13 protein-coding genes are annotated in these 11,500 nt (G+C 60.1%); 10 read left to right on the top strand and 3 right to left on the bottom strand.

The window, feature by feature from the left end; translation table 11 throughout:
• The first annotated feature begins 253 nt into the window (after window positions 1–253).
• From ACIOWA_RS09765 to ACIOWA_RS09750, 4 genes are all read left to right on the top strand, one after another.
• Complete coding sequence (locus ACIOWA_RS09765; protein WP_339431364.1) at window positions 254–1,051, top strand: hydroxymethylpyrimidine/phosphomethylpyrimidine kinase; 798 nt, start codon at window positions 254–256, stop codon at window positions 1,049–1,051.
• Between the two features lie 18 nt (window positions 1,052–1,069).
• Complete coding sequence (thiE, locus tag ACIOWA_RS09760) at window positions 1,070–1,693, top strand: thiamine phosphate synthase (protein ID WP_401159508.1); 624 nt, start codon at window positions 1,070–1,072, stop codon at window positions 1,691–1,693.
• A gap of 17 nt (window positions 1,694–1,710) precedes the next feature.
• Window positions 1,711–2,994 carry a glutamate-1-semialdehyde 2,1-aminomutase gene (hemL, locus tag ACIOWA_RS09755; RefSeq protein ID WP_221730174.1) on the top strand — a complete coding sequence of 428 codons (1,284 nt, stop codon included), beginning with the start codon at window positions 1,711–1,713 and terminating at the stop codon, window positions 2,992–2,994.
• A gap of 224 nt (window positions 2,995–3,218) precedes the next feature.
• Window positions 3,219–3,773 (top strand): tetratricopeptide repeat protein, encoded by a 555-nt coding sequence (locus ACIOWA_RS09750; protein ID WP_401159506.1) that lies wholly within the window; start codon window positions 3,219–3,221, stop codon window positions 3,771–3,773.
• Window positions 3,774–3,911: 138 nt separating this feature from the next.
• On the opposite strand, the gene ACIOWA_RS09745 is transcribed toward ACIOWA_RS09750, so the two are convergent.
• Complete coding sequence (locus ACIOWA_RS09745) at window positions 3,912–4,241, bottom strand: DUF1820 family protein (RefSeq protein WP_003185742.1); 330 nt, start codon at window positions 4,239–4,241, stop codon at window positions 3,912–3,914.
• A gap of 133 nt (window positions 4,242–4,374) precedes the next feature.
• Here ACIOWA_RS09745 and miaB point away from each other — a divergent pair, with 133 nt between their 5' ends.
• From miaB to lnt, 5 genes are all read left to right on the top strand, one after another.
• Window positions 4,375–5,703, top strand: a complete 1,329-nt coding sequence (miaB, locus tag ACIOWA_RS09740; protein ID WP_339431361.1) for a tRNA (N6-isopentenyl adenosine(37)-C2)-methylthiotransferase MiaB — start codon at window positions 4,375–4,377, stop codon at window positions 5,701–5,703.
• Between the two features lie 205 nt (window positions 5,704–5,908).
• Window positions 5,909–6,907 carry a PhoH family protein gene (locus ACIOWA_RS09735; RefSeq protein WP_339431360.1) on the top strand — a complete coding sequence of 333 codons (999 nt, stop codon included), beginning with the start codon at window positions 5,909–5,911 and terminating at the stop codon, window positions 6,905–6,907.
• The gene (gene ybeY, locus ACIOWA_RS09730) at window positions 6,900–7,394 is read left to right on the top strand and encodes an rRNA maturation RNase YbeY (RefSeq protein ID WP_339431359.1); all 495 of its coding nucleotides are present in this window, start codon (window positions 6,900–6,902) and stop codon (window positions 7,392–7,394) included. The genes ACIOWA_RS09735 and ybeY overlap by 8 nt, the downstream gene beginning before the upstream one ends.
• Window positions 7,395–7,399: 5 nt before the next feature.
• A complete protein-coding gene (locus tag ACIOWA_RS09725; protein ID WP_007909641.1) occupies window positions 7,400–8,239 on the top strand; it encodes an HlyC/CorC family transporter in 840 nt (279 codons plus the stop codon).
• A 14-nt stretch (window positions 8,240–8,253) separates the two neighbouring features.
• Window positions 8,254–9,777, top strand: coding sequence for an apolipoprotein N-acyltransferase (lnt, locus tag ACIOWA_RS09720; RefSeq protein ID WP_339431358.1), 1,524 nt, complete (start codon window positions 8,254–8,256; stop codon window positions 9,775–9,777).
• 91 nt (window positions 9,778–9,868) lie between these two features.
• Here the strand turns inward: lnt and ACIOWA_RS09715 are convergent, their stop codons facing one another.
• The gene (locus ACIOWA_RS09715) at window positions 9,869–10,648 is read right to left on the bottom strand and encodes a YdcF family protein (RefSeq protein ID WP_401159502.1); all 780 of its coding nucleotides are present in this window, start codon (window positions 10,646–10,648) and stop codon (window positions 9,869–9,871) included.
• Between the two features lie 104 nt (window positions 10,649–10,752).
• Window positions 10,753–11,076: a hypothetical protein gene (locus tag ACIOWA_RS09710; protein ID WP_401159499.1), complete on the bottom strand. Its 324-nt coding sequence runs from the start codon at window positions 11,074–11,076 to the stop codon at window positions 10,753–10,755.
• A 254-nt stretch (window positions 11,077–11,330) separates the two neighbouring features.
• Here ACIOWA_RS09710 and ACIOWA_RS09705 point away from each other — a divergent pair.
• The coding region (locus ACIOWA_RS09705; protein ID WP_401159584.1) for a hypothetical protein at window positions 11,331–11,500 on the top strand (170 nt) is incomplete at its 3' end.

Raw genomic sequence — 11,500 nt, 5'->3', positions numbered from 1 at the left:
TTGAGTAGACGTAAAACCGGTATTACCTGTTATTGGTTTGGATCCAGCCTAGCATAGCCGTTGATGGCCATTGAGCACCATCGAAATTTTTCCTACAAAGGCTCTAGAACGGGCGTTTCAGAGCAAAGCAGCGAGCTAGAGCTGTTGAGTCGGTCAAGTTGTGACAATACGGTCGGGGTTCTATGCCCGGGCTATCGACAGGACACAACGGCACTGAACCGGAAAATCAGGTTTGGTGGTAAGCTCGCGCACCATGAATATCTACAGCTCACGCCCCGTTGTCCTCTGTCTCTCCGGCCACGACCCCAGTGGTGGCGCCGGCTTGCAGGCAGATATCGAAGCCCTGCTCGCGCAGGGTTGCCATGCGGCTCCGGCCGTCACCGCCCTGACCGTGCAAGACACCGTCAACGTCACTGACTTCCGCGTCCTCGACCGCGAGTGGGTGTTGGCCCAGGCCAATGCCGTGCTCAACGACTCCGACGTCGCTGCGGTCAAACTGGGCATGCTCGGTTCGCTGGAAATGGTCGACACCGTCGTCGAACTGCTTTCAGCGCATCCGCACTTGCCAGTGGTCTGCGACCCGGTGCTGCGCGCCGGCGGCGGCGGACGTCTGGGCAAGGACGAGGTCGGCTATGCGATGCGCGAACGTCTGCTGCCGCTGTCGATCATTGCCACCCCCAACCTTCCCGAAGCCCGAATCCTCGCTGAACTGCCCGAAGGCACTGCCGACGAGTGCGCTGAAAAACTCTTGCCGTTCGTCAAAAACCTGCTGATCACCGGCGGCCACGGCGACGAAACTGAAATCCACAATCGCCTGTACAGCCGCGACGGCCTGCGTGAAACCTTTTATTGCCAGCGTCTGCCGGGTAGCTATCACGGTTCCGGTTGCACCCTCGCTAGCGCTCTGGCCGGTCGCCTGGCTCAGGGCGAAAACCTCGCCAGCGCTGTGCGCAGTGCACTGGATTACACCTGGCGCACCCTGCGCGACGCCGAACAACTGGGCAAAGGCCAGTTCGTGCCGCGTCGTCTGCCGCTGGATTTCTGCTCGTAACGTCGTGAGGTCTGCCTGATGAAACTACGTGGCCTGTATGCCATTACCGACAGCCAATTGCTGGCCGGGAAGTTTCTGTCCTACGTGGAGGCGGCGCTCGAAGGCGGCGTCACCCTGCTGCAATACCGCGACAAAAGCAGCGACGAGGCCCGCCGCCTGCGCGAAGCCGAAGCGCTGCGCGATCTGTGTGAGCGCTACAAAACGCAGTTGATCATCAACGATGACGCCGAACTGGCTGCGCGCCTCAACGTTGGCGTGCACTTGGGCCAGACCGACGGCCCACTGTCACCGACCCGCGCTCTGCTCGGCTCGAAAGCGATCATCGGCTCGACCTGCCACGCGCAGATCGAACTGGCCGAACAAGCCGCCAAAGAAGGCGCGAGCTACGTCGCCTTCGGCCGCTTCTTCAACTCCAACACCAAACCCGGCGCACCGACTTGTAGCCTCGACCTGCTCGATGACGCCCGTCGCCAACTGCATCTGCCGATCTGCGCGATCGGCGGCATCACCCTCGACAACGCCGTGCCGCTGGTGGCCCATGGTGTCGACCTGCTGGCCGTCGTCCACGGCCTGTTCGGCGCTGAAAGCACCGCCGAAGTGACCCGCCGCGCTCGCGCGTTCAACGAACTGTTCAAATCCTGAAGATTGAGAGCCCGATCATGTCTCGTTCCGAAACCCTGTTTGCCAACGCCCAGAAACACATTCCCGGTGGCGTCAACTCGCCAGTTCGTGCGTTCAAGAGCGTGGGCGGCACACCGCTGTTCTTCAAGCACGCCGAAGGCGCCTACGTTACCGACGAAGACGACAAGCGTTATGTCGATTACGTCGGTTCGTGGGGCCCGATGATCCTTGGCCACAGCCATCCAGACGTGCTCGACGCCGTGCGCAATCAACTGCAACACGGCCTGTCCTACGGTGCGCCAACCGCGATGGAAACCGAGATGGCCGACCTGGTCTGCTCGCTGGTGCCGTCGATGGACATGGTGCGCATGGTCAGCTCCGGCACCGAAGCGACCATGAGCGCCATCCGCCTGGCTCGCGGTTACACCGGTCGTGACAGCATCATCAAGTTCGAAGGCTGCTACCACGGTCACTCCGACAGCCTGCTGGTCAAGGCCGGTTCCGGCGCACTGACCCAAGGCGTGCCAAGTTCGGCCGGTGTGCCGGCGGCGTTCGCCAAACACACCCTGACCCTGCCCTTCAACGACATTGACGCCGTTGAAAAGATGCTCGCTGAAGTCGGCCAGGAAGTGGCCTGCATCATCGTCGAGCCCGTGGCCGGCAACATGAACTGCGTGCCGCCAGCACCGGGGTTCCTCGAAGGCTTGCGCTCGCTGTGCGACAAACATGGCGTGGTGCTGATTTTCGACGAAGTGATGACCGGTTTCCGCGTCGCCCTCGGCGGTGCTCAGGCGTACTACGGCGTCAATCCCGACCTGACCACGTTCGGCAAGATCATTGGCGGCGGCATGCCGGTCGGCTGCTTCGGTGGCAAACGTGAAATCATGGAGCGCATCGCGCCACTGGGCCCGGTCTATCAGGCCGGTACGCTGTCGGGTAATCCGCTGGCGATGGCGGCCGGTTTGACCACGCTGCGCCTGATCAGCCGTCCGGGTTTCCACGCCGAGCTGACCGACTACACCACGCGTCTGCTCGACGGTCTGCAACAACGCGCCGATGCCGCTGGCATTCCATTCGTGACCACCCAGGCGGGCGGCATGTTCGGCCTGTACTTCAGCGGCGCCGACGCCATCGTCACCTTTGAAGACGTGATGGCTAGCGACGCTGCACTGTTCGGTCGCTTCTTCCACCTGATGCTGGAGGGCGGCGTGTATCTGGCGCCGAGCGCATTCGAAGCCGGCTTCACGTCGATCGCCCATGGCGAAGCCGAGTTGAAACTGACGCTGGACGCTGCCGAACGCGCCTTCGCTGCGTTGAAGTAATTGCCGTACCGCTGACGTTGGCCATTGCCAGCGTCAGCCTTCACCTACATCCCCACGCTTTTTCCACGCCTCTGCCAAAAATCTTCCTGAAAGTGGGCGATATATTCCCCGCGCAGCAGAAAAACGAGTAAAGACTTTGTAAGGTTGGCCCCGCTTATTTCATAATGCGCGCTTATTGGATCCCTCGATGGGTCCGCGTGCCCTTCAGAGGTAAGTCGATTCCCATGAACCGCACCGGCCGCACCCTTGCCTTGGGCTGCCTGTTGCTCATTCAGCCCCTGCTCGCGCATGCACAAGCAGGCGGCAACTCGTTGTTGATCCCGGCGATGGGTCGTTGCACCCTCAATACTCAGCCGCAAGACGTCACGCAGGCATTGGCTGCCTGCCAGAAAGCGGCGGATGAAGGGGATGCGCAAGCGCAATACGAGTTGGGCGAGTTCTACTACGACGGCAAGAATGCGCCGCGCGACCTCAATCAAGCCCTGAGCTATTTCGAAAAGGCCTCATTGCAAGGCCACGCCCAGGCGCAATTCAAGCTCGGCACCATGTTCTTCCACGGTGAAGGCGTGCAGGCCAACAACATTCAGGCGTACATCGTACTGAAGATGGCCGCGGTCAACGGCGCCGAAGAGGCGCTCGACACAGCCGACGAAGTCTCCGAAAAAATGTCCCGCGAAGATCTCGAAACCGCCACTCAGGTGCTCGGGCAAATTTTCCGTAAATACCTGATGGAACTGCAAAGCGCCGATGGGCGTACGCCGTTTTCGCCCCTTCCTTGAATTCTGTACGGATTTTTCTGGCCTCTTCGCGAGCAAGCCCGCTCCCACATGGGATCTTCTGAACACTGAAGATCAATTGTGGGAGCGACGGTGCGACGATTCGACTTGCTCGCGAATGAGGCGACTCGGTCCTGAGCCTTACTTCTCAGGCATCGGCATCGGAAACGGCATCACATTGCCGACCGCACCGCGGGCTTCGCTGATTTTCGGGGTACCGAGGCGTTCGACTTCGTCGATGCGCACGATCGAATGCATCGGCACAAAGCTGCGCACAACGCCTTCAAACTGTGCCTTGAGCTTTTCTTCGCTCGGATCGACGACCACTTGCGTGCGCTCGCCAAAGACGAACTCTTCCACTTCCAGGAAACCCCACAGATCACTTTGATAGATCTGCTTGGCGTACATTTCGAATACCTGGCCCTGATTGAGGAAAATCACCTTGTAGATTGGAGCTTCGCGTTTGGTCATGGCGGGCGGATAACATCGGGGATAAAAATGAGGGCGCAAACTATAGCATAGCCACCGGACGCACAGCGGTAGGAACCTGAGGGCTTGTTCCCTATAATGCGCGGTTCTTTGAATCACGTGACGATCAAAATCCATGGCCAAGAAGCTTTACATCGAAACCCACGGTTGCCAGATGAACGAGTACGACAGCTCGCGCATGGTCGATCTGCTGGGTGAACATCAGGCCCTGGAAGTCACCGCTCGCGCGGAAGACGCCGACGTGATTCTGCTCAACACCTGCTCGATCCGCGAGCGCGCCCAGGATCGGGTGTATTCGCAACTCGGCCGCTGGCGCGAATTGAAACTGGCCAACCCGGACATGGTAATCGCCGTCGGCGGTTGCGTGGCCAGCCAGGAAGGCGCGGCGATCCGCGATCGCGCGCCGTACGTCGACGTGGTGTTCGGCCCACAGACCCTGCACCGCCTGCCGGAAATGATCGACGCGGCGCGCAGCAGCAAGCTGCCGCAAGTGGACGTCTCGTTCCCGGAAATCGAAAAATTCGACCACTTGCCCGAGCCGCGCATCGATGGCCCGAGCGCTTATGTGTCGGTGATGGAAGGCTGCAGCAAGTACTGCACGTTCTGCGTGGTGCCTTATACACGCGGCGAAGAAGTCAGTCGCCCGTTCGATGACGTGATCGCCGAGATCATCCACCTGGCCGAAAACGGCGTGCGTGAAGTGACCCTGCTGGGCCAGAACGTCAACGGCTATCGCGGCACCACCCACGACGGGCGCCTGGCCGATCTCGCCGAACTGATCCGCGTAGTCGCGGCCGTCGACGGCATCGACCGCATTCGCTACACCACCTCGCATCCACTGGAGTTTTCCGACAGCCTGATCCAGGCCCACGCCGATGTGCCGGAACTGGTGAAGCACCTGCACTTGCCCGTGCAGTCGGGCTCGGACCGGATTCTGGCGGCAATGAAGCGTAACCATACGGCGCTGGAGTACAAATCGAAGCTGCGCAAACTGCGCGCTGCCGTGCCAGGGATCTGCATCAGCTCGGACTTCATCGTCGGCTTCCCCGGCGAGACCGAGAAAGACTTCGAACAGACCATGAAGCTGATTGCCGACGTTGGCTTCGACTTTTCCTACTCGTTCGTCTACAGCCAGCGCCCGGGCACCCCGGCTGCCGATCTGGCGGATGACACCCCGCAAGAGCTGAAGAAAGAACGCCTGGACGCGCTGCAACATCGTTTGAATCAGCAAGGTTTCGAAATCAGCCGACAAATGGTCGGTTCGATCCAGCGGATTCTGGTAACCGACTATTCGAAAAAAGACCCGGGCGAGTTGCAAGGGCGCACCGAGAATAATCGTATCGTCAACTTCCGCTGCGACAATCCAACGCTGATCGGTCAGTTCGCCGACGTGCACATCGACGCGGCGCAACCGCACTCGCTGCGCGGCTCGCTGATCCAGTAGCAACACATGTCCCTTGTGGGAGCGGGTTTGCTCGCGAAGACGTCGCTTCAGCCACTATCAACGTTGCTGACACACCGCTTTCGCGAGCAAGCCCGCTTCCACAAGGCCTGTGATTGACCTTGCGATATTTAAGAGCTTTCGCACCCACGCCACTGGCGTTATCCTTGATTTCATCTTAATTGCCCCAGGGCGGCTAAATACGACCTTGAACGCACCCATCGAACCACATCGTTTTATCCTCGAGCCCTTTGAGGCTCGCCGCTTCGCCAATCTGTGCGGGCAATTCGACGAGCATCTGCGCTTGATCGAACAGCGCCTGACCATCGAGATCCGCAACCGCGGAAACCAGTTCGAGCTGATAGGCGACCCCAAGCACACCACTTCTGCGGAAAACCTGCTGCGCCGCCTGTACCGGGAAACCAAAGGTACCGAGTTGTCGCCAGACATGGTGCACCTGTTCCTCCAGGAATCGGCCGTTGTAGAACTGGACAACCACGCCCCCGCCGAAGCCTCCGTCGCCCTGCGCACCAAAAAAGGCATGATTCGCCCACGCGGCTTGAATCAACTGCGCTATGTGAAGGAAATCCTCGGCAACGACATCAACTTTGGCATCGGCCCGGCCGGTACCGGCAAGACCTATCTGGCCGTGGCCTGCGCTGTCGATGCTCTGGAACGCGAGCAGATCCGTCGCATCCTGCTGGTGCGTCCAGCGGTCGAAGCGGGTGAAAAACTCGGTTTCCTGCCCGGCGACCTGGCCCAGAAAATCGACCCATACCTGCGCCCGCTCTACGACGCGCTCTACGAAATGCTCGGTTTCGAATACGTGGCCAAGCTGATCGAGCGTCAGGTGATCGAAGTCGCGCCGCTGGCCTACATGCGCGGCCGTACGCTGAACAACAGCTTCATCATTCTTGACGAAAGCCAGAACACCACCGTCGAGCAGATGAAGATGTTCCTGACCCGTATCGGCTTTGGCTCCACAGCAGTGATCACCGGTGACATCACCCAGGTCGACTTGCCGCGCGGCACCAAATCCGGGCTGCACCATGTGATCGAAGTTCTCAAGGACGTGCCGGGCATCAGTTTCACGCACTTCCAGCCCAAGGACGTCGTGCGCCACCCATTGGTGCAGCGGATCGTCGAAGCCTACGAGCGCTTCGAAAGCCGCGCCGATGCCCCCAAGGAAACTTCGCGCGATGCTTGAGCTAGACCTGCAAATCGCGACCGACGCGAACGCCCCGAGTGAAGCTGCGTTCCGCCAATGGTGCGAACTGGCCCTGCGCCAGCGCACCGCCGACTCGGAAATGACCATTCGCCTGGTCGACGAGGAAGAAGGCCGCGAGCTCAATCACACCTGGCGCCACAAGGACTACGCGACCAACGTCCTGTCGTTCCCCGCGGAAGTGCCCGACGAGTTTCTCGACATCCCGCTGCTCGGCGATCTGGTGATCTGCGTGGCGGTGGTCGAGCGCGAAGCTGCTGAACAGGGCAAGGAACTTAAGGCCCACTGGGCACATCTGGTCATTCACGGCTGCTTGCATCTGCTCGGTTACGACCATATAGATGACGAGGAAGCCGAAGAAATGGAAGCACTGGAACGCGAGTTGCTTGCTGAACTGGGCTACCCCGATCCGTACGCGGACGACGAACCCGAAACATCCCCTATCGTTACAACAAAGGATTCAGAGTAATCGCTATGAGCGAAGATCGATCGAGCAACGGGCAGAAGTCATGGCTGGGTAAACTGACCCAGGCTTTTGCCCACGAGCCGAAGAACCGCCAGGAGCTTTTAGAGCTGCTGCGCGATGCACATCAGAACAAACTGCTGGACAGCGAAGCGCTGGCCATCGTCGAAGGCGCCATTCAGGTGGCTGACCTGCAAGTACGCGACATCATGGTGCCGCGTTCGCAGATGATCAGCATCAAGGCGACCCAGACACCCCGCGAGTTCCTCCCGGCCGTGGTCGACTCGGCCCACTCGCGCTATCCAGTCATCGGCGAAAGCCATGACGACGTGATGGGCGTGCTGCTGGCCAAGGACTTGCTGCCGCTGATCCTCAAGGAGAACGGCGACAGCTTCAACATCAAGGATCTGCTGCGCCCGGCCACCTTCGTGCCGGAGTCCAAGCGCCTGAACGTGCTGCTGCGTGAATTCCGCGCCAACCACAATCACATGGCCATCGTCATCGACGAGTACGGCGGTGTGGCGGGTCTGGTGACCATCGAAGACGTGCTCGAACAAATCGTCGGCGACATCGAAGACGAGCACGACGTCGAAGAAGACAGCTACATCAAGCCGCTGCCAAGTGGCGATTTCCTGATCAAGGCCCTGACGCCGATCGAGAACTTCAACGAGTTCTTCGACAGCGAATTCTCCGACGATGAGTTCGACACCGTCGGCGGTCTGGTGATGAGCGCGTTCGGGCACTTGCCAAAACGCAACGAAATCACTGAAATCGGCGCCTATCGTTTCCGCATCCTGAACGCCGACAGCCGTCGGATTCACTTGCTGCGACTCACGCCAATCGCTCGTTAATTCTAAGGACTGAAATGCGCTGGACAACCCGCCCCGGCTGGCCCGGTAACCTGCTGGCCGTGGCGGCCGGTGCAATCACCACGCTAGCGCTGGCACCGTTCAACATCTGGCCGCTGGCATTGCTGGCGGTCGGCCTGTTCTATGCCGGGCTGCGCGAGCTGAGCCCCCGCCAGGCACTGGGACGTGGCTGGTGCTTCGGTTTCGGCCTGTTCGGCGCCGGCACCAGTTGGATCTACTACAGCATCCACCACTTCGGCGGCGCTTCGGTGTTGCTGGCTGGTTTCCTGATGCTGCTGTTCACCGCCGCCATTGCCTGGTTCTTTGCTTTGCCCGCCTGGCTTTGGGCGCGCTGGCTTCGCCGTAATGAGGCGCCATTGGCCGACGCCTTGGCGTTCGCCGCGTTATGGGTAGGCCAGGAAGCGTTTCGCGGCTGGTTCCTCACCGGTTTTCCATGGCTGTATTCCGGTTACAGCCAACTCGACGGCCCGTTGGCCGGACTCGCACCGGTGGGTGGCATGTGGCTGGTGTCGTTCGTTCTGGCACTCACCGCTGCACTGATCTACAACGCCCCACGCCTGATCAAATCCGGCCGCAAGGGTTTTGTCGCGGCCGGCCTGCTGTTGCTGGTTGGGCCGTGGGTGGCAGGTATTGCGCTCAAGGGCCATGCCTGGACCAGCCCGTCGGGCGCGCCGTTGAGCGTCGCGGCGATCCAGGGCAACGTCGAACAAAGCATGAAATGGGACCCGGCACAGCTCAACGCACAATTGGCGCTGTACCGCGACTTGAGCTTGCGTTCCAAACCGGTGGACCTGCTGATCTGGCCGGAAACCGCCGTGCCGGTGCTCAAGGAGTCCGCCGAGGGCTACCTGAACATGATGGGCACTTTTGCCGCCGAGCGTAAATCGGCGCTGATCACCGGCGTGCCGATTCGCAAAACGGTTCGTCACGAAAAGCGCTTCTTCAATGGCATCACCGTGGTCGGCGAAGGCGATGGCACTTACCTGAAACAGAAACTGGTGCCGTTCGGCGAATACGTGCCGTTGCAGGACATTCTGCGCGGGCTGATCGCTTTCTTCGATCTGCCGATGTCCGATTTTGCTCGCGGCCCGGCCGATCAGCCACTGTTGCAGGCCAAGGGTTATCAGATCGCACCGTTCATCTGCTATGAAGTGGTGTATCCGGAGTTTGCCGCCAGCCTGTCGGCCCGCAGCGATCTGCTGCTGACGATCAGCAACGACACCTGGTTCGGAACGTCGATTGGTCCGCTGCAACACTTGCAGATGGCACAGATGCGCGCACTGGAGGCCGGACGCTGGATGATCCGTGCGACCAACAACGGCGTGACCGGTTTGATCAACCCGTTCGGGCAGATCACCGAACAGATTCCGCAGTTCGAGCAGGGCGTTTTGTACGGTGAGGTGGTACCGATGCACAACCTGACGCCGTATCTGCGATGGCGTTCGTGGCCGTTGATCATTGTCTGCTTGCTGCTGTTTGGCTGGGCACTGATGGCGAGCCGGATGTCAAAAACCCTTTAAAAGCTTCGCGAGCAAGCCCGCTCCCACATTTGAAATGCATTCCAAATGTGGGAGCGGGCTTGCTCGCGAAGAGGCCATTAGCAACACTCAATCAATCGGCGACTGCTTCACTCCGGTAAAACAGTGAATACCCCACCTGCCCCACCGCCTCATTCAACAACTGGCCGCTCTGCCAGATCGACTTGAACTCCGGCATCCAGCCGCCCAGCGGCCTCGCGTTATCCGTGCCCAGGAACCCGACCGGTGCCGGCACTACTTCAAATCCCGCCTTCTCGAAACTCCAGACCGAGCGCGGCATGTGCCAGGCCTGTGTCACCACGACCACGCGCTTGATCCCCTGCGGCAGCAGCATATCGGCGGTGAACTTAGCGTTTTCCCAGGTCGTACGGCTCGCCCCCTCTTGCCAGCGCACAGTCACGCCAAAGTCATCACGCAACGAGTCCGCCATCAATTTCGCCTCCGTCGGCGGCGTACCGTAATGCAGACCGCCACTGGTCAGGATCGGCAAACCCGATGCCTTGGCCAGTCGCGCCGCGTAGCGCTGACGTTCAAGCCCCACGCCGGTCGGCTGATCCGCGCCCCAGGCCAGATCGCCGCGCTCACGGCCCGAACCCAACACCACAATCGCATCGGCCCGCTGTGCCAGCGTCGCCCACTCGCCCCGGGCCAGCGGTGGCTCACGCTCAAGCGCCTTGGCGCCCCACTGCACGACCACCGGCAGGCTCATCAACCAGAACCCGCCAAAACCGATGGCGAAACACAATCCGGCCAGACGCGGACGGGAGCGGCGCAACCACCACGCCGCCAGCAACAGCAATAATAAAATGCCGGGCGGCAATAGAAGTTGTTTGATGAAATAACGAAAAGGCATCGGGCATCTCCAAAGATGCCCGAAGCGTAAGAGTGTTAATAATGCGTGACAACCGATAGGTGGGATCCTGTTGAAAAAGATCCGTTTTTTGACCTGCCATGCGCTTACTTGGCCTGCAAAGAGCGAACCTTGACGGTGTCTCTGCCGGGCGCCCGGTCCTTAAGCCAGATGACCTTGGCTGAATGCGTTGCATCGAGCTGCTTCACTGCCTGCGACAAGCATCCGTGCGTTTCACGTTCGCTGCGATCCAGATACGCCTTGACCAGTTTGAACTCGGCGGGGCTCAAGCCACGCAATTCCAGTTCCAGGGGGCGCTCATCGCGCAGCCGGCCAGCGGTTTTTGCAGCGTCCAGAGCCATGCCCAGACGATCCATCAACCGTTCGTACAACTCGGGTTTCGTAACGTTTTTTTGCTGTGACTCCACCATCCCTCACCTCATTGACAATAAGACTCACTCCCCAGTTAGAGCTTAGCTTCGCTGCACAAACCGGCTGTACGCCGCGACCAACGGCCCTCGCCATGGATTGACCGGGCCAAACAGCTGTAATCAGGGTTTCCCTAGGCCAAGCGCGGTCATGTATGCTACGGCGCTTCCTGTCATTCCACTTCCAGCTCGTCCGGGCCATCCCGAATGCCGCGTTGAAGAGGATTAGGCCACCCCTATCCAGTACAAAAGTAGCCATGCACGAACAATATCAGCCCCGTGAGATCGAAGCCGCCGCCCAGTCGTTCTGGGATGAGCAAAAGTCCTTTGAAGTCAGTGAACAGCCAGGCAAGGAGCCGTACTACTGCCTGTCGATGTACCCTTACCCCAGCGGCAAGCTACACATGGGGCACGAGCGCACCAACAC

The organism is Pseudomonas sp. NPDC087614 (assembly GCF_044743485.1).
Classification (GTDB): Bacteria; Pseudomonadota; Gammaproteobacteria; order Pseudomonadales; family Pseudomonadaceae; genus Aquipseudomonas; species Aquipseudomonas baetica_A.
This window is presented reverse-complemented; position numbering and strand designations above follow the sequence as displayed.

What these genes read in the sequence shown, in the direction of transcription:
- ACIOWA_RS09765 (WP_339431364.1), top strand. Translation starts at nt 254, where the DNA reads ATGAATATCTACAGCTCACGCCCCGTTGTCCTCTGTCTCTCCGGCCAC.
- thiE (WP_401159508.1), top strand. Translation starts at nt 1,070, where the DNA reads ATGAAACTACGTGGCCTGTATGCCATTACCGACAGCCAATTGCTGGCC.
- hemL (WP_221730174.1), top strand. Translation starts at nt 1,711, where the DNA reads ATGTCTCGTTCCGAAACCCTGTTTGCCAACGCCCAGAAACACATTCCC.
- ACIOWA_RS09750 (WP_401159506.1), top strand. Translation starts at nt 3,219, where the DNA reads ATGAACCGCACCGGCCGCACCCTTGCCTTGGGCTGCCTGTTGCTCATT.
- ACIOWA_RS09745 (WP_003185742.1), bottom strand. Translation starts at nt 4,241, where the DNA reads ATGACCAAACGCGAAGCTCCAATCTACAAGGTGATTTTCCTCAATCAG.
- miaB (WP_339431361.1), top strand. Translation starts at nt 4,375, where the DNA reads ATGGCCAAGAAGCTTTACATCGAAACCCACGGTTGCCAGATGAACGAG.
- ybeY (WP_339431359.1), top strand. Translation starts at nt 6,900, where the DNA reads ATGCTTGAGCTAGACCTGCAAATCGCGACCGACGCGAACGCCCCGAGT.
- ACIOWA_RS09725 (WP_007909641.1), top strand. Translation starts at nt 7,400, where the DNA reads ATGAGCGAAGATCGATCGAGCAACGGGCAGAAGTCATGGCTGGGTAAA.
- lnt (WP_339431358.1), top strand. Translation starts at nt 8,254, where the DNA reads ATGCGCTGGACAACCCGCCCCGGCTGGCCCGGTAACCTGCTGGCCGTG.
- ACIOWA_RS09715 (WP_401159502.1), bottom strand. Translation starts at nt 10,648, where the DNA reads ATGCCTTTTCGTTATTTCATCAAACAACTTCTATTGCCGCCCGGCATT.
- ACIOWA_RS09710 (WP_401159499.1), bottom strand. Translation starts at nt 11,076, where the DNA reads ATGGTGGAGTCACAGCAAAAAAACGTTACGAAACCCGAGTTGTACGAA.